This window comes from Streptomyces colwelliae, assembly GCF_048158785.1.
Classification (GTDB): domain Bacteria; phylum Actinomycetota; class Actinomycetes; order Streptomycetales; family Streptomycetaceae; genus Streptomyces.
The window spans coordinates 1-21223 of the sequence record NZ_JBLTJC010000017.1 but is presented as its reverse complement, the minus strand read 5'-3'; the positions used below and the strand labels follow the sequence as shown (position 1 = coordinate 21223).

At 69.9% G+C, this 21223-nt stretch carries 20 protein-coding genes and 2 pseudogenes; 6 read left to right on the top strand and 16 right to left on the bottom strand.

Annotation, left to right across the window (positions count from 1 at the left end):
• Positions 1–53 precede the first annotated feature (53 nt).
• Positions 54–1430 (top strand): LLM class flavin-dependent oxidoreductase, encoded by a 1377-nt coding sequence (locus ACNFOC_RS05850; protein ID WP_416957285.1) that lies wholly within the window; start codon positions 54–56, stop codon positions 1428–1430.
• Entirely contained in the window at positions 1427–2341 is a 915-nt protein-coding gene (locus ACNFOC_RS05845; protein ID WP_416957283.1) for an HpcH/HpaI aldolase/citrate lyase family protein, read from the top strand. Before ACNFOC_RS05850 ends, ACNFOC_RS05845 begins: the two co-directional genes overlap by 4 nt.
• On the opposite strand, the gene ACNFOC_RS05840 is transcribed toward ACNFOC_RS05845, so the two are convergent.
• From ACNFOC_RS05840 to ACNFOC_RS05775, 14 genes and pseudogenes are all read right to left on the bottom strand, one after another.
• On the bottom strand, positions 2333–3025 hold the full coding sequence (locus tag ACNFOC_RS05840; protein ID WP_416957281.1) for a DUF6518 family protein: 693 nt from the start codon (positions 3023–3025) through the stop codon (positions 2333–2335). The genes ACNFOC_RS05845 and ACNFOC_RS05840 overlap by 9 nt on opposite strands.
• Positions 3026–3133: 108 nt before the next feature.
• Positions 3134–4768 (bottom strand): AMP-binding protein, encoded by a 1635-nt coding sequence (locus ACNFOC_RS05835; protein ID WP_416957279.1) that lies wholly within the window; start codon positions 4766–4768, stop codon positions 3134–3136.
• 5 nt (positions 4769–4773) lie between these two features.
• Entirely contained in the window at positions 4774–4968 is a 195-nt protein-coding gene (locus tag ACNFOC_RS05830) for a ferredoxin (RefSeq protein WP_416957277.1), read from the bottom strand.
• An 85-nt stretch (positions 4969–5053) separates the two neighbouring features.
• Positions 5054–6415: a sialidase family protein gene (locus ACNFOC_RS05825; RefSeq protein ID WP_416957275.1), complete on the bottom strand. Its 1362-nt coding sequence runs from the start codon at positions 6413–6415 to the stop codon at positions 5054–5056.
• Positions 6412–7347, bottom strand: a complete 936-nt coding sequence (locus ACNFOC_RS05820) for an MBL fold metallo-hydrolase (protein WP_416957272.1) — start codon at positions 7345–7347, stop codon at positions 6412–6414. The genes ACNFOC_RS05825 and ACNFOC_RS05820 overlap by 4 nt, the downstream gene beginning before the upstream one ends.
• Positions 7348–7393: 46 nt before the next feature.
• On the bottom strand, positions 7394–8143 hold the full coding sequence (locus tag ACNFOC_RS05815; protein ID WP_416957270.1) for an NADPH-dependent F420 reductase: 750 nt from the start codon (positions 8141–8143) through the stop codon (positions 7394–7396).
• Positions 8144–8158: 15 nt separating this feature from the next.
• Entirely contained in the window at positions 8159–9166 is a 1008-nt protein-coding gene (locus tag ACNFOC_RS05810) for a zinc-dependent alcohol dehydrogenase (RefSeq protein ID WP_416957268.1), read from the bottom strand.
• A gap of 181 nt (positions 9167–9347) precedes the next feature.
• Positions 9348–10184 carry an SDR family oxidoreductase gene (locus ACNFOC_RS05805; RefSeq protein WP_416957360.1) on the bottom strand — a complete coding sequence of 279 codons (837 nt, stop codon included), beginning with the start codon at positions 10182–10184 and terminating at the stop codon, positions 9348–9350.
• 30 nt (positions 10185–10214) lie between these two features.
• Positions 10215–11249, bottom strand: a complete 1035-nt coding sequence (locus ACNFOC_RS05800) for an ABC transporter ATP-binding protein (protein ID WP_416957266.1) — start codon at positions 11247–11249, stop codon at positions 10215–10217.
• On the bottom strand, positions 11239–12279 hold the full coding sequence (locus tag ACNFOC_RS05795) for an ABC transporter ATP-binding protein (protein WP_416957264.1): 1041 nt from the start codon (positions 12277–12279) through the stop codon (positions 11239–11241). Before ACNFOC_RS05795 ends, ACNFOC_RS05800 begins: the two co-directional genes overlap by 11 nt.
• Positions 12264–13832, bottom strand: a complete 1569-nt coding sequence (locus ACNFOC_RS05790) for an ABC transporter substrate-binding protein (RefSeq protein ID WP_416957262.1) — start codon at positions 13830–13832, stop codon at positions 12264–12266. Before ACNFOC_RS05790 ends, ACNFOC_RS05795 begins: the two co-directional genes overlap by 16 nt.
• Before the next feature lie 67 nt (positions 13833–13899).
• Positions 13900–14445 (bottom strand): annotated as a pseudogene (locus ACNFOC_RS56060) (ABC transporter permease); the annotation flags it as partial.
• A gap of 362 nt (positions 14446–14807) precedes the next feature.
• Positions 14808–15764, bottom strand: a complete 957-nt coding sequence (locus ACNFOC_RS05780) for an ABC transporter permease (protein ID WP_416957261.1) — start codon at positions 15762–15764, stop codon at positions 14808–14810.
• Positions 15765–15972: 208 nt separating this feature from the next.
• A pseudogene (locus ACNFOC_RS05775) lies at positions 15973–16191 on the bottom strand (efflux RND transporter permease subunit); the annotation flags it as partial.
• 454 nt (positions 16192–16645) lie between these two features.
• Here ACNFOC_RS05775 and ACNFOC_RS05770 point away from each other — a divergent pair.
• The 4 genes from ACNFOC_RS05770 (at position 16646) to ACNFOC_RS05755 (ending at position 19152) form a co-directional block, all read left to right on the top strand.
• Complete coding sequence (locus ACNFOC_RS05770; RefSeq protein ID WP_416957259.1) at positions 16646–17446, top strand: FadR/GntR family transcriptional regulator; 801 nt, start codon at positions 16646–16648, stop codon at positions 17444–17446.
• A 115-nt stretch (positions 17447–17561) separates the two neighbouring features.
• On the top strand, positions 17562–17813 hold the full coding sequence (locus tag ACNFOC_RS05765) for a hypothetical protein (RefSeq protein WP_416957362.1): 252 nt from the start codon (positions 17562–17564) through the stop codon (positions 17811–17813).
• 183 nt (positions 17814–17996) lie between these two features.
• Entirely contained in the window at positions 17997–18875 is an 879-nt protein-coding gene (locus ACNFOC_RS05760) for a menaquinone biosynthetic enzyme MqnA/MqnD family protein (RefSeq protein ID WP_416957257.1), read from the top strand.
• 142 nt (positions 18876–19017) lie between these two features.
• Entirely contained in the window at positions 19018–19152 is a 135-nt protein-coding gene (locus ACNFOC_RS05755; protein WP_416957255.1) for a hypothetical protein, read from the top strand.
• Positions 19153–19274: 122 nt separating this feature from the next.
• Here the strand turns inward: ACNFOC_RS05755 and ACNFOC_RS05750 are convergent, their stop codons facing one another.
• Both ACNFOC_RS05750 and ACNFOC_RS05745 read right to left on the bottom strand, forming a co-directional pair.
• Positions 19275–20126, bottom strand: coding sequence for an aldo/keto reductase (locus tag ACNFOC_RS05750; protein ID WP_416957253.1), 852 nt, complete (start codon positions 20124–20126; stop codon positions 19275–19277).
• A gap of 34 nt (positions 20127–20160) precedes the next feature.
• A complete protein-coding gene (locus ACNFOC_RS05745; RefSeq protein WP_416957250.1) occupies positions 20161–21189 on the bottom strand; it encodes a zinc-binding dehydrogenase in 1029 nt (342 codons plus the stop codon).
• Positions 21190–21223 lie beyond the last annotated feature (34 nt).

Sequence of the window (21223 nt, the reverse complement as noted above, 5' to 3'; positions counted from 1 at the left end):
CGGCACCGCGCCTCGGACCACCGTCCCTCGCCCCCTGTTCACGAAAGGCCCCGATGACCACGTCACGCGGTGACCAGATGACCCTGGTCGCGTTCCTCCAGGCGTCCAACGTGTCCGTGTACTCCGGCTCCTGGCGCTATCCCAGCGCCGCGGCGGACTTCCTGGACGTGCGCTACTACCAGCGGATCGCGCGCGTACTGGAGGAGGGCATGTTCGACCTGATGTTCTTCGACGACCGGCTGGCGATGCCGACGATCTACGGCAACTCGCCCGCCGACGCGGTCCGTTACGGTGCGCGCCCCGTCAAGCTCGACCTGAGCATGGTGCTGGGAGCCGTCGCGGGCGTCACCGAACACATCGGGCTGGGCGCGACCTACTCGACGACGTACTACCAACCCTTCCATGTGGCGCGGACGTTCGCGACGCTCGACCACCTCAGCGGTGGACGGGCCGCCTGGAACGTCGTGACCTCGGTGAACGACGCCGAGGCCCAGAACTTCGGCCTGGACGAGCACCTCGAACACGACAAGCGCTACGACCGGGCCGAGGAGTTCGTCGAGGTCGTCTCGAAGCTCTGGGACTCGTGGGAGGACGACGCCATCGTCGGCGACCGTACGGCGGGGATCTTCGCCGACCCCGACAAGGTGCACGAACTCGCCCACCAGGGTGAGTACTTCAGCGTGCGCGGGCCGCTGACCGTGCCGCGCACCCCCCAGGGGCGGCCGGTCATCATCCAGGCGGGACAGTCGGGCCGGGGCCGGCTGTTCGCGGCGAAGTGGGCCGACCTGATCTTCACCTCCGATCCGAGCCAGGAGATCGCGCGCGAGCACCACCAGGAGCAGAAGGACCTGATCACCGAGGCCGGACGGGACGCGGACGCCGTACGGCTGCTGCCCATGGTCTACACGATCGCCGGCGAGACGGAGGCGATCGCCAGGGAGAAGGAGGCGCTCTTCCTCGACGAACTCGTGCATCCCATGGCGTCGTTGACCCTGCTGTCCGAGGTCACCAACCACGACTTCGCGGGCCACTCGCTCGACGACGTCGTCACGGACGAGCTCATCGACTCGGTGTCCGGGATCCGCGGCCTGGTCCAGGGGGTACGACGGCACCTGGGCGACCGCGAACTGACCCTGCGCATGCTGGCGAACCACCGGGCCACCCTGCTCCAGGGCCCGCGCTTCGTGGGTACCGGCCCGCAGATCGCCGAGCAGATGCGGCAGTGGTTCGAGTCCCGGTCCTGCGACGGCTTCGTTCTCGCCGCCACCCACTTCCCCGGCGCCTTCGAGGACTTCGTGCGGCTGGTGGTGCCCGAACTCCGTCGCCTCGGGCTCGTCCGAAGCGAGTACACGGGCAGGACCCTGCGGGAGAACCTCTCCCTCGACCGCCCGGCGAACCTGTTCACCGAGGAAGGGGCCACGACCCGATGAACACACCTCCCCTGCGCCGCTCGGAGTTGGCCACGCCCGCCTCCAACGACCACATGTTCGCCAAGGCGGCCGCCTCGGACGCCGACCTGGTCTTCCTCGACCTGGAGGACGCGGTGGCCCCCGCGCTGCGCGAACAGGCCCGGGGAAAGGCCGTGCAGGCGCTGAACGAGTACGACTGGGGCACCACCGTCCGTGCCGTGCGGATCAACGGGATCGACACGAAGTGGGCCCACGGCGACATCATCGAGGTGGTCGAAGGAGCCCGGGAGAACCTGGACACCATCATCGTCCCGAAGGTCACGGCCGGGCGGGACGTCTGGTGGGTCGACGTGCTGCTGAACCAGTTGGAGGAGCGGCTGGGTCTGCTCAAGCGGATCCGGCTGGAGGTCCTCATCGAGGATGTCGCGGGCGTCGCGCACGCCGAGGAGATCGCGACGGCGAGCACCCGGCTGGACGCCGTCATCTTCGGCGCGGGCGATCTGTCGGTGTCGCAGGGCGCCCGGGTGGACACCAACTTCCGTCCGCGTGAGCCGTATCCGGGCGACTTCTGGTACTTCGCACGGATGCAGGTGCTGACCGCGGCGCGCATCGCGGGCATCGCGGCCATCGACGCCCCCTATCCCGACTTCCGGGACCCGGCCGGCTACGAGGAGGACGCGCGCGCGGCAGCCTCCCTCGGGTTCAACGGCAAGTGGGCGATCCATCCCTCGCAGATCGAGATCGCGAACCAGGTCTTCCGCGCGAGCGACGACGAGATCCGGCGTGCCCGGCGCGTCCTGGAGGCGTATCGCGCCGCCGAGGCCGAGGGCCTCGGCGCGACCAGTGTCGACGGTCAACTCGTGGACGCCGCGCATGTGAAGCTCGCGGAAGGCGTCCTCGCCCAGCACGCGGCGGTCACCGGCTCAGGCTGAGAGGGCCCGGAGCGGCAGTTCGACGATCGCGTACGCCAGGAGCGCGCACGGCACCGCCGCCGCCAGGGTGAGCGCGCGCTCCCGGTGTGTGCGGGCCAGGAGCAGGGGGACAAGGACGAACACCGTGCCGCAGGCCCAGGCCTGCGGCATGTAGTGGAGGACCCGGGCATACACGACCCCCTCCATACCGAAGAGTCCGGCGAACGCGGCCAGGCCGGCGATACGGCTCCACGCGTGCGTGCCGTGTCGCCACGCGTGTGCCGCGACCCCGAACAACGGTCCCGCCACGCAGGCCATGCCGAGCCAGACGAGCGGGAAGTACAGGGAGCCCATGCCGTCGCGCCCGAACTCGGCACAGCCGTAGTACCCGACGACGAGCCCGACTTCCGCGCACAGAGCGGCTGTTGCGGCACGGAGCACCGCGCCCCGCCCGGCGAGCAGTGCTCCGGCGGCGAACGCGACGGCCGACCAGACGGCACCCGAGTTGGCGAGCTGGTTCCAGGCTCCCGGGAGCCACCCTTGGGCGAGGTTGGTGAGCACGCCGAGCAGCAGCCCACCGGCTGCCGCCACCGTCACGGCGGCACCGGCACCGGCACCGGCACCGGCACCGGCACCGAGGCTTCCGCCCTCTTCCGCCAGGTCGTCCGGGATCGCCGTCGCCGCCATGCCACCCTCCACGGTCACGCTCGCTTCTGTCGCACCACGTGTGCGCCGCGACGGACTATACACACCACGTATACGTGCGGTGTATAGCTGTCTGGTGAAACGAACCCCGGGGAGGCCCAGGGACGTTCAGGGACGGGTCTCGGCGGCCTGGGCCCGTAGCCGCTCCCGCAGTTCGTACTTGCGGACCTTTCCCGACGGAGCGAGCGGCAGTTCCGCCACGACCTCGACGCGCTCGGGCGTCTTCTGCGGGGCGACCCGGTGCCGGGCGAACAGTTCGCGGACCTCCTCGATCTCCAGCGTGCCGCCGTCGAGGACGACGAACGCGGCCACGCGCTCGCCGTAGCGCGGGTCCGGCTCGGCGACCACCGCGGCGTGGCGCACCCGGGGATGGGTGGCGAGGATGTCCTCGACCTCCTTGGAGGCGATGTTCTCGCCGCCCCGGATGATGATGTCCTTGATGCGGTCGGTGATGGTCAAGTACCCGCCCGCGTCGAGGCGTCCGACGTCGCCGGTGCGGAACCAGCCGCCGGGCACGAACGCCGACGCGTCGTGCGCGGCGTCGCGGTAGCCGACGAACTGGCTCGGGCCCCGGGTCAGAACCTCACCCTCCTCCCCCGACGGCAGCTCACGCAGATCCTCGTCCACGATCCGCACCTCGTCGCCGAACCGCACGACACCGTCCGTCGCCGACCGCTTCGACGCGGGGGCGTCCAGCGGGGAGGTCGCGCAGCGCGGATGCTCGGTGCTGCCGTAGGCGCGTGCCACGACGATGCCGGCGGCGTCGGCCCTGGCGACCAGCGCGGGAGGCACGTTGGCGCCGCCGACCTGGACGAAGCGCAGGCTGGAGATGTCCCGGCCGTGCTTCTCGGCCGCCGTGAGGATCGCCTCGACGTGCAGTGGGGTGCCGCTGGTGATGGTGCAGCGGAACTCCTCGACGAGCTCCACGGCGTGGCCGTCGTGCCAGCGGTCCATGTGCACGGTGTCCGTGCCGCCGGTGATCCCGCAGCACGCGGCGAGCAGGCCCGCGACATGGCCCGAGGGCCAGGGGATGAGCCGGGTGTCGCCCGGTGCCGTCTCGTTCATCAGGTCGCCCTTGCGCAGTTCGCGCAGCAGCGAGTTGTGGGTGTGCTGCACGCCCTTGGGCACGCCGGTCGTCCCCGAGGTGTAGATCACCGCGCACACGTCGTCGGCCCGTACGCCCTCGGGCGGCCCCATCTCCCCCTCCCCCGCGATGAGTTGGGCCCACGGGACGGTGTCCGGCGCGGGCCGGTCGCCGATCATCACGACGTGCTTCAGAGCGGGCCCCGGATCGAGACGGGCCAGGCGGGCGGTGAAGTCGATGGAGCGCCAGACATCGGGCAGGATCAACACCTTGGCGCCGGCGTCGCGCAGGATCACGCCGACCTCGGCCGAGTCGTAGATGTGCGTGATGGGCAGCACGACGGCACCGACCAGCCATGCGCCGAAGTACGAGACCACGAGTTCCCGCCGGTTGGGGATCTGCACGGCGACCACGTCACCGGGGCCCACTCCCATCCGGCGCAGTCCGGCCGCCGCGCGCCGGCCGAGCGCCAGCATCTCGGTCAGGGTGAGCGTGGTGCGCGTCGCCTCCGAGGCGAACACGAACCGTGTCTGCGGGAAGCGCCAGCCCGCGTCCTCCAGGGCCTCCGCCATGGTGCGCGAGGAGTAGTGGCCTTCCTTGTACCAGCGGTCCCGCAGCAGTTCGAGGTCGCGCTGCCGCTGCTCACGTGTCACGGTCACCGGGGTCACTCCTGGATCCGGATCGCCAGTGCGGGACACATGGCCGCCGCGGTGCGGACGTCATCGGCCACGTCCGCCGGCGGGCTCTCCTCCAGCAGGACGACGATGCCGTCCTCCTCACGTTGGTCGAACACGTCCGCCGCCGCGGAGACGCACTGCCCGGCGGCGACGCACTTGTCCTCGTCTACGACGACCTTCATGAATCCCTCCCGAATTGCTCGTTGGACGGGTGTTGCACCGGGCCGCGTCCCCCCGGCGGGGAGACGCGACCCGGATCGCGCTGACTCAGTGGTAGCGGGACAGCGGAACGCGGGCGACGACGCCGTCAACGGCGCCGCCCTCCCGCGCGTCCGCCCAGGTGACGTAGGCGTACTTGCCGTGGATGAGGATCCGCGACCATTCGTCGCCACCGCTGCCGAGGAAGGTGTACGGCTCGCTCGTCCGGTTGGCCTTCACGGTGCGGGGGAAGGTCTTGCCGCCGTCGAAGGAGACGGTGGAGTAGGTGTCGACGAGCCCGCCCGCCACGTGCCGCCACATGATTCCCAGCGTTCCCGTGGGACCGAACTCGATCCATGGCTTCGACGCACCCGGTGCCGCGACCACGCTCGGACCGGTCCAGGTGCGGCCCGCGTTGTTCGTGACGTACACCTCCAGGTTGTCACCACGGGGTAGCAGCAGCGCGAACCGATCGGTCCTGGCGGGGTCGGCGGTGACCCAGGGGATCGGGTCCGACGCCAGCAGTCTGGTGTCCGGCACGAGGTCGCCCGAGGGCGGAGCGACCTGGACGCCGTAGCTGTCGGTGACGGGGTACGCGGTGAAGGTCCGGCCGTAGTCGCGGCTCACCTCGAACACGGGGTTCACGGGCTCGACCGAAACCCCGCCCACGACCACCTCGGAGGTCGCGCTTGCCAGCACGCCGTCGTGCACCGCGATCTGGTTGCCGAACGGCTGGTCCGGGAGTTCCTCGACCGGGGTCCAGGTCAGGCCGTGGTCCTTGCTGACCGTGACGGCCGAGGGTCCGGGCTGTCCGACCGGGCTGGCGCCGACCGCGTAGACGTAGTCGGTGGCGGTGTCCACTCGCAGCCGGGGCGTGGCGGCGCGGACGGCCGGCGTGTCGACGGCGTGGGACCAGGTGCGTCCGCCGTCGGTCGAGCTGGCGACGCCGAGCTTGTTCGGGACCCCGTCGCAGGTACCGGTGATCGGTCCGTCCGGGTCGCCGGGGCAGCCCAGTTGGTTCCAGGCGAGATAGAAGATCCCCTTCGAGTCGACGGCCAGATACGGGTCGCCGCACTGCGGGTTGTCACTTGCCGGCCACGCCGTGCGGGTCCAGGTCCGGCCGCCGTTCGTCGAGAACGCGACGTAGCACTCCACCCGGACGAGCCCGGCGCCGTCGACGATGTGGTCCGTCGACGCGTACACCAGGTTGTTCGGGTGTCTGGGGTTGACCGCGACCACCGGCTGGCCGTTCACCCGGTCCGGGGTGTCGGGGGTCGCGTCGACCTCCAGGATGCCGCGACCGCCCGCCGGACTCGCGTGCGCGCTGGTCACGAGGAACGGAAGCGCGACCACGGCGGCGACCAGGCCGGAACCTAAGACTCTCGCCGCTCTTCGCACCCGTCCGTGGACGGGTCTGTGCAGTGCTCTCATGCCTGCTCCCTTGAAGGCTGCAACTCTGCGGTCACGGACGGCTGTTGAGGGCCGACCGCGTGGGCCGCACCGCCCGGTACGAAGCGGACCTCGTCGCCGTCGAGGGCGAGTCGGCCGTAGTGCGGTGCGGGGAAGTGAGCGGGAAAGAGGAACGCGTCCTCGTCGAGCGCCCGTTGTACGAGTGCGCGCCGGGTGGCGACGGCCGTCTCCAGGTCGTCGCAGCCCGGCAGATGCAGTTCGGGACGGGTCAACTGGACCGGGTGATGGAAGGCGTCTCCGGTGAAGTACGCCCGTACGCCACCGGAGTTGAGCCCCAGCACCGCGTGGCCGAGCGTGTGCCCCGGTGCGTGCTCGACGGTCAGGCTCGGTGAGATCTCGTACGGCAGCGGGACGACCTTGGCCAGGCCCGCTTCGGCCACCGGGCGCACGCACTCGTCGAACACGTTGGGGTTGAAGCCGTTGGAGTGCGCCGGCCTCTCGGTGTCCCATCGCCGGTACTCCTCCTCCGCGAACACGTAGTCCGCGTTGGGGAAGGTGGGAACCCAACTCCCCTCGCTCCACCGGGTGTTCCAGCCGCAGTGGTCGTGGTGGAGATGGGTGCAGAAGACGACGTCGACGGCCTCGGGCGTCACGCCCACGGCCGCGAGCCGGTCCAGATAGGGCACGTCCAGTCCGTCGAAGTAAGGCCCTCTCCCCGTACGGCCGTTACCGGTGCACGGGTCGACCAGTACCGTGCGGCCATCCACCCGCAGCACCCAACTGTGGTTGGAGAACTGGAAGTTCATCGTCGCTCGGTCCAGGAACCCGCTGGGCAGCGGGTCCACGCGCCGCGCGATGAGAGCCTCGTCGCTGGTCAGGAGGGTGAGGGAGACCGGGAGGGTGTGCTCCTCGATCCGGTCTGTCAGCGCGTGGCCCAGGCTGAGTGTCCGCATGTCGTCATGCCTTCGGTGAGAGAGGTCGTGCCGGTGGCCGGCCTCGTCAGCCGAGGCGTTCCCGCGCGTCGGCGGGAGACTGGCGTACGGCGGCTCGCAGGAGGCCGGCGAGCCGGTCGGCGGGAAGTGGGGCACCGGGGCAGTCCATGAACCACCTCATGACTTCCTCGTCCGTGGTCAACCCGGCCGGGCGCCTGGGCAGGTACGGCCGGACGTAGACCGCCGTGTTCGGCTCGCTGCGCCAACTCTCCGACAGGGGACCGAAGTCGACGGTGTCGTAGCCCAGGACGTCGAGCAGCCGGATCGTCTGCTCCTTGGCGGCGACGCTGTCACCGGCCACCGGCAGTGCGCTGCGGTCGGCGGCGCCGGTGGGCCGGGCCAGGGTCTCCAGCCGTAGGAAGTCGATGTTGTTGCACGCCTTGACCACCCGCGCGCCTTGGAGGTGGCGTTGCACCAGCTCGCTGGAGGTCAGTTCGCGGGAGTCCAACTCCCGTACGGAGCCGTCGCGTTCGGGGTAGTAGTTCATGGTGTCCAGCACCGTCTTCCCGGCGAGGGCGTCGGCGGGAAGCCGCCGGTGGGCGCCCAGGGGGACGGTGGCCACCACGATGTCGGCCTCCCGGGCCGTGTCCACCACGGTGGCCGCCCTGGCGCCCTCTCCCCACCGGGCCACCGTGTCGACGAGTGTCTCCGGGCCGCGGGAGTTGCTCACGACCACGTCCAGTCCGGCGGCCAGCGCCAGCCGGGCCAGCGCCCCGCCGATCCGTCCGGCTCCGATGAGCCCGAGCGTCTTCGTCACTTTCCTGATCCCTCCTCAGTATTCGATCGCGACGTGGAGGGCCGACTCGCGGTCGCCCGCCGTCTCGATCGCCTCGGTGATCCGGTCGAGATCGAAGGTGTGGGTGATGATCGAGGCGAGATCGAACCGTCCGCTCTCCATGATCTTCATGACGTCCACCACGTCCTCGGGCCGGTAACCGCCGGGGCCGACGAGTGTCTGCTGGCCGTAGGCCAGCCGGACCAGGTCGATGGCGACCGGCTTGGGGTGGACGGCGACCGCGCCGATGCGCGCGCCGGACTTCGCCATGGACTGGATCGTGGCCAGCAGTTCGTCGGGCCCCGCCGCCTCGATGTAGATGTCGACGTCGGGGAAGGTCCCCATCAGGGTCGTCACCTCGCCGAACACCTCGCCGGCACGCGAACGCAGGTCCTCCCGCGAGGAGTTGCAGGTCAGGAAGCCGAGTCCGGCGGCCTTCGCCAGCCGGAAGTCGGACAGGTCCACCACCATGACCTCCGAGGCGCCGAAGCTCTTCAGCGCCACGGCCGCGGCGATCCCGATGGTGCCCGCGCCGAAGACGATCGCCTTCTCGCCGCGTTGCGGACGGCAGCGACGCACGGCGTTGTGGGCCACCGTGAAGGGCTCGATGAGTCCGGCGACAGGCGTCGGGATCCGGTCGCCGACCTTGAACACCTGCTCACCCACACGGCAGTTGGGGACGAGGATGTACTCGGAGAACCCGCCCAGGCATCCGGCGCGACGGGGGTCACCCTTGGCCAGCAGGGGGTAGGGGTAGACACGGTCGCCGACGGACAGGTCCGTCACCTCACCGCCCACCTCGGCGATCTCCGAGACGACCTCGTGGCCGAACTGCTCGCCTTTCAGGATCTGGTGCGCCCCGGGACCGTGACGGTAGACCGACACGTCCGAGCCGCAGATGCCGGCGTGCAGGTTGCGCAGCAGCACGTCCCGCGGACCGCAGGTCGGTGTCTCCAGCTCGGTGACGGTGATGTCGAACGGCCCGTTGTAGATGGCGGACTTCATCGTGGGTCCTTCCGGTCCGGGAGGGCGAGTGGGCACCTGATCTCCCCCTTGGTGTTCGCCACGAGGGCGCCGACCGCGCCGGGGAGTCACGGCTCGCGAAAAGCTATGGCGGCGGTCTGCCGCGCCGAGGCCGGTATCCCGCTGGGCGGACCACTTTCTCCACGACGGGTCGCCGGAGGGCTCAGTCGCCGCGCAGTGTCCCGGCCAGGCCTCCGTCGACCAGGAGGTCGGTGCCGGAGATGAACGACGCCTGGTCGGAGGCGAGGAAGGCGACGACTCCGGCGATCTCGATCATCGTGCCCTCACGGGCGAGCGGGGTCCTGGCATAGAGCTCGCGTTTGACCGGGCTGTGCTCGAACTCGAAGGCGCCCATGGGGGTGGCGATGAGTCCCGGGGAGAGACTGACGATCCGCGCGCCTCGCTCTCCCCACGCCGCCGCCTCACGCCGGCACAGGGACAGGAGACCGTATTTGGAGAGGTGGTACGCCATCGCGGAGGTGCGTTCCTCCTCGCTGAGCGCCTCCTTGAGACGGGCCGCCGTCCCGGCGTCGTGCGGGTCGCGCAGTACGGCTTCGACGGCGGCGCTCGGCGTCACGGTGTGCGCGGCGAGGGACGCGATGAGGATCGCCGCCGCGCCGGGCTCCGCGAAGGGGAGCAGCGCACGCGTGACGAGTGCGGCTCCGGTGAGGTTGACCCGCACGATGCTCTCGAAGTCCGCCGCCGACGGGGAGAGTCCGGCGACGTGTGCGAGCGCGGCGAACCCTCCTCGCCGGCCCACCTCTTCGGCGAGCTCCTGGACCGACTCCGGCCGCGTGATGTCGCACTGCGTCGGCTCGGCGTCGGCTCCCTCGTCGCGCAGTGTGTGCGCAACCTGGTCCGCCTTGTCCTTGTCGATGTCCGCGATGAGCAGCCGGTGGTGCTGGCCGAGCCGTCGTGCCACCGCCGTGCCGAGGCCACCGGCCCCGATCACCACCGCGAGGCTCCAGTCCGGTCGCTTGCTCGTGCCGATTTCGTGCATGTCCACGGTCCGCCTTTCCGAGGCCCGGCGTCATCGGCCGGACGCGTGCTGAGTGGTGGGATTCGGGGGGTCGCCCGAGTCCGTGTCCTGGAGGGGGAAGTGGCAGGCGACGTACTGGTCCGCGCGTACCTCGCGCACCTGCGGCTCGCTCACGGCGCACAGTTCCGCCGCTCTCGGGCAGCGGGTGCGGAACCGGCAGCCCGACGGGGGCGACAGGGGTGACGGGACGTCGCCGTCGAGAGCCGGTCCGGCGAACCCTCGCTCGGCGTCGAACAGCGGAACCGAATCGAGCAGGGACCTGGTGTACGGGTGGGCGGGCCGCTCGTACACCAGGTCCGCGTCACCGAACTCGCAGACCTTGCCCAGGTACATGACCATGACGTCGTCGCTGACCGCGCGGACGACGCTGAGGTCATGGGCGATGAACACGACGGTCAGCGCGTAGGCGGTCTTGATGTCCTCGATCAGGTTGAGCGTCTGGGCCTGCACGGAGACATCGAGGGCCGACACCGGTTCGTCGCAGATCAGCAGCTTCGGACTGAGCGCGAGGGCGCGGGCCATCGCCACCCGTTGCGCCTGGCCTCCGGACAGCTGACGGGGCATCAGTTCGGCGAACCGCCCCTCGTCGAGCCCCACTTGGGCCAGCACGGTGGCAGCCCGCTCGGTTCGCGCCGCGGCCGGAACGCCCCCGATCACCAGGCCTTCCGCTACGACGTCCCTGACCTTGCGGCGCGGGTTCAGCGAGGCCACCGGGTCCTGGAAGACCATCTGCATGTCACGTCTGAGTGCGCGCATCCGCTGGGGGCGGGCCTGGTCGATGCGCTCGCCGTCGAACTCGATCGTGCCGCGGGTCCCGCGGTCCAGGCGCAGTACGGCCCGGCCCATGGTGGACTTGCCGCAACCCGACTCGCCGACGATGCCGAGGGTCTCGCCGGGCAGGACGTCGAAGCTGACCCCGGACACCGCCTGCACGACGCCGGCGTCGGTGGCGTACTCGACGACCAGGTCCCGTACGGTCAACAGGGCGCTGTCGCCCCGGAGATGGGCACTCCCGCTACCGGCCATCGTGGTCTCCCGTCAGCGCCGGTGCGTCGGGCGGGGGGACCGGGACACAGCACGCGACCCGGTGGTCGCCGCCCACGGGGGTCATGACGGGCCCCGGGGCACCGCACTCGGTCCGCATCGCCGTACAGCGAGGTCCGAATCGGCAACCCGGCGGCGGTGCGACGGGATCCGGCAGGGTGCCGGGGATCAGACGCAACGGGGTGTGCCGTTCGTGGTCGATCGTGGGAACCGCCTCCAGCAGGGCGTGGGTGTAGCGGTGGCGCGGCGTCGAGAACAGGGTCCGCGTCGCCCCGACCTCGGCGAGGCGACCCGCGTACATCACGGCCGTGCGGTCGGTGCGGCCGGCCACCACGGCGAGATCGTGGCTGATCAGCATGAGGGCCGTGCCCCGGTCCCGTCGAATGCGGCCCAGCAGGTCGAGGACCTGGCGTTGGACGGTCACGTCCAACGCCGTCGTCGGCTCGTCCGCGATGACCAGGTCGGGTTCACACGCCAGCGCGATGGCGATCATCACGCGCTGGCGCATGCCCCCGGACAGTTCGTGCGGGTAGGCGCGCAGCCGGCGCTCCGGGTCGGGTACGCCCACCTCCACGAGGAGGTCGACGGCCCTGCCCCGCGCCTCCGCGCGCCCGACGCCGAGGTGCCTGCGCATGCCCTCGGTGAGCTGCCGCTCCACCCGTACGACCGGGTTGAGCGATCGCCCGGGGTCCTGGAGCACCATGGCGACCTGCGTGCCCCAGATCTTCCTCAGCTCGCTCGGGGAGAGTGTGAGCAGGTCCCTTCCCTGGAAGAGGATGTGACCGCTGCACCCCGCGCCCCTCGGCAGCATGCCCATGACCGCCTTCGCCGTCACCGACTTGCCGGAGCCCGACTCCCCCACGACGCCCAGCGCCTGCCCGTGGCCGATCGTCAGGGAGACGTCGTCGACCGCCCGTACGACACCGCGCGGTGTCCCGATGTGGACCCGCAGATCGCGGACTTCGAGGATCGGGGTGACCGGGTCGGCCGGATCGCCTACTTCTTTATCCACAGGTCCTCCGGAAGCAGCGAGCCGAAGCCGTACTGGGTGAGGCCGCCGACGTTCTTGCCGGAGATCGCGCTGCCGGCGCTGCGCAGGATCCAGAGCATGGGGCGCAGTGCCACGAGCCGCCGCTGCACGGTCTCGTAGGCGGCCTTGCGGTCCGCGGCGGTGGTCGCCGTGCGGCCCTCCAGCAGGGCCTGGTCGAGCTGGGCGTCATTGATGCCCGTCATGTTGGTCGGTGAGTCGCTCTGGAAGGCGGTCCAGAGCCTGGGCTCCGGGTCGTTGAAGGCGGCGGACGACACCACCGCGTCGAAGTCGTGCGAGGTCTGGAGGGGAATGAACTCCGCGTAGTCGACCAGCTTGATCTTCATGGTGACGTTCTTGAACTTGCTGAGCTGGGACTGCATCGACTCCGCCTGGGCCTTGTTCTCGGTCGACGCGGTACTGGTGAAGGTGAACGAGACCGGCTTGCCGTCGGCCGCGAGTTCGTCGAACAGCCGCTGTGCGGTGGCCGCGTCGGGCTTGCCCACCGGAATGTCGGCGTAGAAGGGCGAGGACTTGCGGAACATCGTGTCGACGGTCTCGGCCGTCCCGTCGAACACCGAGACGTTCAGGGCGTTGAAGTCGATGGCCGCGGACAGCGCCTCACGCGCCCGGAGGTCGTTGAACGGAGCGCGCCGGGTGTTGAGGGCGAGGTAGGTGCCACCGCTGAGCGGCGACGTCGTGGTCGGCAGCCCGGCGTCGGACGCCTTCTTCAGGTTCTGCCAGTTCTGCTCGATGGCGAGGTCGGCGCCGCCGCTGATCACGGTGTTGACGCGCTGCGTCGCGTCGAGGGCGACCGTCAGGGTGAGTTGGTCCAGGTACGGCTTCGGCTTGTCCCAGTACTCGGGGTTCTTCACCAGCACCATGGCGTCCTGCCGACGCCACTCCTTCAGCGTGTACGGCCCGGCTCCGACGGGGTGCGCGTCGTAGCTCTTCGCCCCCTTGGCGAGCGCGGCCGGTGAGCCGATCCAGTTCATGGACGTGGTGACGACGGACTGGGCGAACTGCGCCATGGGCGCTGCCAGAGTGACCTTCAGCGTGGTCGCGTCGACGGCCTTCGTCGACGTCACCAGCGAGGCGTCGGCCCGATACGGCGACGCGGTGGCCGGGGCACGCATGCGGTCCCAGTTGTACTTGACGGCCTCGGCGTCGAGGGGGGTGCCGTCGGAGAACTTCAGCCCGTCGCGCAGCTTCAGCTCGAAGGTCTTCCCCCCGTCCGACGAACTCAGGGACTCGGCAAGGGAACTTCGGGCCTTCCCTGACTCGGGATCGTCCGTCAGCAGGGTCCCGTAGAGCGCGTTGCCCACGATCGCGCCGCTGACGAAGTTGTTGCCCATCTGCGCGGGATCGAGGGTACGGAGTTCGCTGAGGGTGAGGACGCGGGCGGACCCGCCGGCAACCGGCTTGCCCGTCGCACCGGTTGATCCCCCCGCGCTCTTCCCTCCCCCGCCTCCGCAGGCACCGAGCAGGAGTGCCGCGGCGGCGACCGCGATCGTGGTGAAGCCCCTTGTACGGATCATCGTTGACCCCTTGTCGTGGACGGGCTGGGAGACCGGCCGGCCCGAACCGGGCACGGGCCGGGCCGTGTCAGTCGTGCAGACCCCGGTCGAACCGGTGCCGCAAGTGGTCGCCCGCCTGATTGAGGGCGAACACGGTCAGGAAGATGAACGCGGTGGGCACGAAGACGAGATGCGGGTAGTCGCCGATGGAGTCCTTGCCGTCGGAGATCATTCCGCCCCAGCTCGGCGAGGGCGGCGGTATGCCCATGCCGAGGAAGCTCAGTGAGCCCTCCGCCACGATCAACGCGGCCATCACGACCGGCAGATAGGCGCCCAGCGCGGGCAGCAGGTTGGGCAGGATCTCCCGCGCCAGGATGCGCCGCCTGCTCGCGCCCATGTTCCGGGCGGCGGTGATGAACTCGCGGGAGGCCCAGGACAGGGTGTTCGCCCTGGCCAGCCGGATGAAGGTCGGTACGACCAGCAGGGTCAGCCCGATGAGGATGGTCGACACGCTGGGGGTGAGGACGGCGGCGAGCGCGAGGAGGAGGATCAGCGGCGGGAACGCGAGCATCGCGTCCGCGATCAGTCTGATCACCGAGTCGGTACGGCCGCGGAGATATCCGGCGACCATGCCGAGCCCGGTGCCCACGACCGAGCCGATCAGGCCCGCACCGGCACCGACCAGCAGCGAGACGCGTGCGCCGTAGACGCAGCGGGACAGCAGCGAGCGGCCCAACTGGTCGGTACCGAGCAGGAGATCGAGCGAGTCGAGGCTCGGGGTCTGCCGGGGCAGGCCGATGGGGCGGTCGTAGGACGCCAGGGGGAGGATGTCGGCGAACGCGGCCGCGAGGATGATCACGGCGAGCCAGGTGTAGGCGAGTCCGACGAGGATCGACCGTCTGCGACGCACGGCCGGGACGGAGGGCTCCGTCGCGTCGCCGTCGCCGCCGCCGGTCCCGGTGTCGGGTCCCTTCGTGATGGCGCGCTGGGTGCTCGTCATGCTGTGGCCGCCTTCCTGACCCTCGGATCCAGCCAGTGGTAGCTGAGGTCGACCAGGGTGTTGACGAGGACGTAGACCACGACGACGAAGACCACGATTCCCTGCACCGAGACGAGGTCGCGGGAGACGATCGAGGAGACGACCAGCTGGCCGAGACCGGGCAGCGAGAACAGGATCTCGACGACGACGGTCCCGCCGATCAGCCGGCCGAGATTGATGCCGGCCAGGGTGATCAGGGAGAACGACGACGGCCGCAGCGCATGGCGGAGCATGACGTAGGCGGGGCTCATGCCCTTGGCGCGGGCGGCGGCGATGTAGTCCTCGCGGAGCGTGGAGATGAGATCCGCGCGCAGTGCGCGGTGGAAGGTCGCGATCTCGGTCAGGGCGATCGAAACGGCCGGGAGCAGGGCGCCGCGCAGGTTCGCGCCGAGGCCGTCGGTGCTGATACGGGCCCATCCGCTGACGGGGAGCCAGCCCAGTTTGAGTGAGAAGAAGTAGATGAGCAGGGGGCCCGCGATGAAGGCGGGCACCGACAGCAGCACCGACGAGAGGGCCGTGGTGCCGCGGTCCACCCAGGACCCTTCCCGCGCGGCGGAGACGATGGCGAGGAGGACGGCGACGACGAGGGACAACGTCAGTGCCATGGCGGCGAGTTCGAGCGTCACCGGCAGTCGGGTCAGGACGGCGTGCAGGACCGATTCGTTGGTGACCGGCGAGGTGCCGAGGTCGCCGCGGACCGCGTGGCCGAGCCAGTCGGCGTACTGGTGCCAGAGGGGTTGGTCCATGCCCAGCTCGGCGTTGAGTTTCGCGACCGCGTCCGGTGTGGCGTTCTCGCCGAGGATGACGGAAGCGGCCGATCCTGGCGCCAGACTCAGGAGCGCCACGGAGCCCATCGTGACGAGGATGATCACGACCAGGCTGCGAAGGACCCGTCTCGCGGTGGTGAGCACCATGCGACTCGCTTCCTTGGGAGACGTAGGTGAGGTGTGCGGCTGCGCCGCGGTGGGACCGGAGTTGGCTCGAGGGGCGCTCAGCATGGGGACTGGCCGGAACCGATTGGCGGCGGGTGTCCGCTGAACGGAACAGAATGTCGGCACGGCCGCTCCACCCACACGGCCGGAGGGGGCAGCGCGCGGGGACCGCGAGCTCCACCATGGTGTAGAGGGTGGGGATCAGCACCGGAGTGAGCGGTGTGGAGCTGATCAGGCCGCCGATGACCACGACGGCGAGCGGCTCGGAGATGAATCCGCCGGCTTCGGTGACGCCGAGCGCCATGGGGATCGCGGCGAGGGCTGCCATGACGATGGGCCGCGGTCGACGCGGACCGCCCTCGACCACCGCCTGGCTGATATTCGTGCCTTGCTCGCGGTACGGGTTCACCTCGGGGTCCACCCCCTGCGGCAGCAGTCGGGCCGAAATCCTCGGCACCGCCTGTTGCGTCTGCTGGGCGCTGCCGCCGATGTTCTACCGCCTACGCGCTGACCACGAGTTGGGCACGCTCACTGACTCCGCTTCGGCCATGACCCGGTTGATGCGTGTCTTCACGGTGTGCCGACTCGGCTGGAGGTACTGCGCGATGCCGTCGTCGGTCAGGCCCCTGGCCGCGAAGGTGACCAACTCCCGCTCGTGTGGAGCGAGTTCGGCGAGTCGGCCGGGCGCGGTCGAACAACTAGCTCGTTGTAGAGCAGCTCCATCTCCAGCGTCCAGGCGTTGTGCCGCTCGGGCTCCACCCCGAACACCGGATCAGGTCCCGCCAAGAGAAGATCATCCAAGCCTCAACCTGGTACCCTCGATGCACTAAGATAATTCATTTTGCTATATGGAGGAGCCCGCCGTGGCCGAGGCAGTCCGTGCAGGAACGCCGATCGCGCCCACCTCTTCGCGCGGCCGCGTCGGACGCCAGGTGCGTGTCCCGAAGACCGCCGAGCTGGTCGCCGCACATCTGCGCCGCCAGGTCGTACGGGGCGAGTTGAAGCCCGGCGACGCCCTGCCACCGGAGTCGGGACTGATGGAGCAGTTCGGCATCTCGCGGCCGACGCTGCGCGAGGCGTTCCGCGTCCTGGAGTCGGAGTCGCTGATCACGGTCCGCCGCGGTGCGCACGGCGGCGCCCGGGTGAGCGCCCCGGACTCCGATGTCGCCGCCCGCTTCGCCGGCCTGATCCTCGAGTACCGCGGCGCCACCCTGGGCGACGTCCACCGCGCCGCGGCCGTCATCGAGCCGCCGTGCGTGCGCCAACTGGCCGCCAAGCACACGGCGGACGACATCAAGCGACTGCGGGACGCGGTGGCGGCCGAGAAGACCGTCCTGGACAACCCGCTGGACCTCGTCGACGCCCAGGACACCTTCCACGCCCTGCTGGTCGAGCTGACCGGCAACCAGACGCTGATCCTCCTGTGCGGCATGCTGCGCAACATCATCGACCGGGCCAACGCCTCGTACACCGCGACCGCCACCGACGCCGCGACCCAGAAGGCACAGGCCCTGAAGGGACACCGGGCCCATGTGCGCCTGGTCGGCCTGATCGAGTCCGGCAAGGCGGACGAGGCCGAGAAGCTGTGGCAGCGCCACATCACCGGCGCCGACGACATGGTGAACGGGGCCGGACCCAAGACGGTGCTCGAACTCACCGACTGACCGGTCGGCCGAGGGTTCACCGAGCCGTTCTCCCCACTCACCCATTACGCCTCCGAAATAGTCAAATAATTACAGGAGGCGTACTGAATAGATCTGGGGTCCGGAGGCGACGGCCGTGGCCGAACAGCGCGAGCGCATCTTCGACTGCGACCAGCACGTGCATGAGAAACGGGACTCCTTCACCCGCTGCGTCCCGAAGGAGTTCTTCGAGCTGACCGGCCGCCTGCACAGAGTGACGCTCGTCAGCGACGCGGGCTACTGCCCCGGGCCTACCGTCGGCGGCAGCACCACTCTGGCCGTCGTCGGCGCGTATGTCCTCGCCGGAGAACACTCAACAGCCAAGCAACAGACAGCCCGCCCAGCTTGAGTAGACCGGATCCGGCGAGTCGGGAGGGGATGGTTCACCGGGATGGTGCGGGAGCAGGGGCGCCTCCTTAGCCATGGCCATGGCTATGGGCTCGGAACGGCTCTCCGAGCAGGGTGTTGTACGTTGACTTGGCCTGCCGCGGAACACCAGTCTCTTCAGGATCTGGAGTACTAACCTGTGGACGTGGACATTTCACACGTAGCTCGCGTCCCGCATGAACCGGGGAAGCGTCCCCGGGTCGGGCACATCCAGTTCCTCAACTGCCTGCCGATCTACTGGGGACTGGCCCGCACCGGCACCTTGCTCGACATGGAGTTGACCAAGGACACCCCGGACCGGCTGAGCAGTCTGCTGGTCGACGGAACCTTAGACATCGGTCCGATCGCCTGCATGGAGTACCTCAAGCATGCCGACGACTTGGTGCTGCTCCCGGACATCGCGGTGGGCAGCGACGGCGCGGTGACCTCCTGCCTGATCGTCAGCCAGGTCCCACTGCGCGAGTTGGACGGGCGCCGGGTCGCCCTGGGTTCCACCTCGCGCTCGTCGGTACGCCTGGCTCGATTGCTGCTGGAGGAACGGGAAGGGGTCCGCCCCGAGTACTTCACCTGCCCGCCGGACCTGCCGGTGATGATGCAGGACGCGGACGCCGCGGTCGTCATCGGTGACGCCGCGCTGCGCGCCTACCTCCACCAGGCCGAGGATCTGGGACTGCTGGTGTACGACCTGGGCGAGATGTGGAAGGCGTGGACTGGTCTGCCGTTCGTCTTCGCGGCCTGGGCCGTCCGCAAGGACTACCTGGAGCAGAACCCTCGTATCGTGCGCGAGGTGCACCGGGCCTTCCTGGAGTCCCGGGACCTCTCGATGGCCGAAGTCGACAAGGTGTGCGAGCAGGCCGCCCGGTGGGAGGCGTTCGACGAGCAGGCGTTGCGCCGCTACTACACCGAAGCTCTGGACTTCTCCTTCGGCGAACGCCAGTTGGCGGGTGTCCGCGAGTTCGCCCGCAGGGTTGCCGCGGACTCCGGATTCGATCCTGAGCTGGAGATCTCGGTCCTCCAGCCGTAGCGGAGCGGCTGCCTTCGTACGCCATCGGCCGCGTTGCCGGTGCGTTCTGTGCCGACGGCCGAGACCGCCGCGCTCGTCCGGGCTGCCGTCGTGGCTTTCGGTGCCGAGCTCCCGCTGTCTTCCGGGGCGTCGCCGCGGAGCCATGTGCGCGGCAGACGGCCCGATGACCTTCCCGGGCCACACACATCACGTCGACGACACCTGCGTCCACGTCCCGCCGACGTCGTACTCGCCGATGGCCAGCGGCAGTTCGCCGCTGGTGAAGGCAGCGGGGTGACCGTGATGGGCGATACGCGGCGATGTCCTGTCCAGGGCCCTTCGCGAGGGTTCCGGGATCGGAGAAGGGGCGGGCAACGGCCGGCTGTCCGGCCTGTCGCCCGCCCCTCGGAGGTACGCGGGTCAGGCGTCCAGGCGGTGCTTGGCGAGCCGGGTGACGATTTCGGGGTCGTGGTGGTCGAAGAACAGCGAGGCACCGGTGTCGAGTGCGGCGATCTGGGCCATCTGCCGCTCGGTGAGCTCGAAGTCGAAGACGTCGAAGTTCTCCGCCATGCGCTCGGCGCGCACGGACTTGGGGATGGCGATGACACCGCGCTGGGTGAGCCAGCGCAGCACGACCTGGGCGACCGACTTGTCATGTTCCTTGCCGATCCCGGCCAGGAGCGGGTTGGTGAACAGGTCGTTCCTGCCTTCGGCGAAGCCGCCCCAGGACTGGATCCGGACGCCCTGCTCGGACATCAGCTCCTGGTAGTCGGCGCGCTGGAAGAACGGGTGGGTCTCGATCTGGTTGACCGCGGGAGTGATCTCGTTGTTGACGATCAGGTCGACCAGCCGGTCGGGGTAGAAGTTGGCGACGCCGATCGCTCTGGCGAGGCCCTCGCGGTTGAGCGCCTCCATGGCGCGCCACTGGCCGTAGACGTCGCCGAAGGGCTGGTGCATCAGGTACAGGTCGAGGTGGTCCAGGCCCAGATGGCTCAAGGACGTCTCGAACGCGCGGCGGGTGTTGTCCTGGGCCGGGGCGTCCTGGACCCACAGCTTGGTGGTGACGAACAGGTCCTCGCGGGGGATTCCACTGGACTTGATGGCGCGGCCTACGGCTGCCTCGTTGCCGTAGGCCGCTGCGGTGTCCAGCAGCCGGTAGCCGGCGGCAAGGGCGTCGGACACGGCGCGTTCGGTGTCCTCGGCGGGGATCTGGTAGACGCCGAAGCCGAGGAGAGGCATCTCGACGCCGTTGTTGAGGGTGACGGTTCGCACGGGGACTCCTTCGCTGTGGGGGGGAATTACGCGGTCAGGGGCGGACGAGTGCCTTGAGGACCTGACGGTCGGCCATGGCCCGGTAGGCGTCCGGCGTGTGGTCGAGGGTGAAGGTCCGGTCGAAGACGCGGCCGGGGGCGATGGTGCCGTCCAGGACGTCGGGCAGCAGTTGCTCGATGTAGGCGCGGGCGGGGCTGGCGCCGCCGGTCAGGGTGATGTTGCGCATGAACCCGGCCGGTCCGATCGGTCCCTGCTCGTACTGCGGCACGCCCAGGCGGCTGATGGTGCCGCCGTCCAGGACCGCGCCGAGCGCGGTGTCGAGGGCCGGGCGGGTGCCCACGGCCTCGATGACCTTGTCCACGCCGCCGGTGAGTTCACGGATGCGGGCGACGCCCTCCTCGCCGCGCTCCGCGACCACGTCGGTGGCGCCGAAGTGGCGACCCAGGGTTGTGCGGGCTTCGTGGCGGCCGGCGAGCACGATCCGTTCGGCGCCGAGCCGCTTGGCGGCGATGACCGCGCACAGGCCGACCGCTCCGTCGCCCACCACGAGCACCGCGTCGCCGCGGGTGACACCGGCGGTGACGGCGCCGTGGTGGCCGGTGGTCATCACATCGGACAGCGCCAGCAGGGAGGGCAGCAGCGCGGAATCGGCGGCCACCGGCAATTTCACCAGGGTGCCGTCGGCCTGCGGCACGCGGACGGCCTCGCCCTGCCCGCCGTCGACACCGTCGAATCCGTACCGGCCGCCGTTGCGGCACGAGATGTGCAGGCCCTTGGCGCAGTAGTCGCAGGTGTTGTCGCAGTAGGTGAACGGCGCGACGACGAGGTCCCCCGTCCTGAGGCGGGTCACGTCCGTGCCGGTCTCTTCCACGATGCCGAGGAACTCGTGTCCCATGGGGCGGCCGGTGTCGGTGGCGGGCATGGAGGCGTAGGGCCACAGGTCGCTCCCGCACACGCAGGAGGCGACCACGCGGACCACCGCGTCGGCCGGCTGGACGATCTTCGGGTCGGGCCGGTCCTCGACGCGGACGTCTCCGGCTCCGTACATCACTGCTGCACGCATGAGGGGGTTGCTCCAAACAGGGGCTGTCTCTTAA

Bases quoted from the DNA above. Each gene is read 5' to 3' on its own strand.
- ACNFOC_RS05850 (WP_416957285.1), top strand. From the start codon at position 54: ATGACCACGTCACGCGGTGACCAGATGACCCTGGTCGCGTTCCTCCAG.
- ACNFOC_RS05845 (WP_416957283.1), top strand. From the start codon at position 1,427: ATGAACACACCTCCCCTGCGCCGCTCGGAGTTGGCCACGCCCGCCTCC.
- ACNFOC_RS05830 (WP_416957277.1), bottom strand. From the start codon at position 4,968: ATGAAGGTCGTCGTAGACGAGGACAAGTGCGTCGCCGCCGGGCAGTGC.
- ACNFOC_RS05825 (WP_416957275.1), bottom strand. From the start codon at position 6,415: ATGAGAGCACTGCACAGACCCGTCCACGGACGGGTGCGAAGAGCGGCG.
- ACNFOC_RS05820 (WP_416957272.1), bottom strand. From the start codon at position 7,347: ATGCGGACACTCAGCCTGGGCCACGCGCTGACAGACCGGATCGAGGAG.
- ACNFOC_RS05810 (WP_416957268.1), bottom strand. From the start codon at position 9,166: ATGAAGTCCGCCATCTACAACGGGCCGTTCGACATCACCGTCACCGAG.
- ACNFOC_RS05805 (WP_416957360.1), bottom strand. From the start codon at position 10,184: ATGCACGAAATCGGCACGAGCAAGCGACCGGACTGGAGCCTCGCGGTG.
- ACNFOC_RS05800 (WP_416957266.1), bottom strand. From the start codon at position 11,249: ATGGCCGGTAGCGGGAGTGCCCATCTCCGGGGCGACAGCGCCCTGTTG.
- ACNFOC_RS05790 (WP_416957262.1), bottom strand. From the start codon at position 13,832: ATGATCCGTACAAGGGGCTTCACCACGATCGCGGTCGCCGCCGCGGCA.
- ACNFOC_RS05780 (WP_416957261.1), bottom strand. From the start codon at position 15,764: ATGGTGCTCACCACCGCGAGACGGGTCCTTCGCAGCCTGGTCGTGATC.
- ACNFOC_RS05755 (WP_416957255.1), top strand. From the start codon at position 19,018: ATGTGCGCGGCAGACGGCCCGATGACCTTCCCGGGCCACACACATCAC.
- ACNFOC_RS05745 (WP_416957250.1), bottom strand. From the start codon at position 21,189: ATGCGTGCAGCAGTGATGTACGGAGCCGGAGACGTCCGCGTCGAGGAC.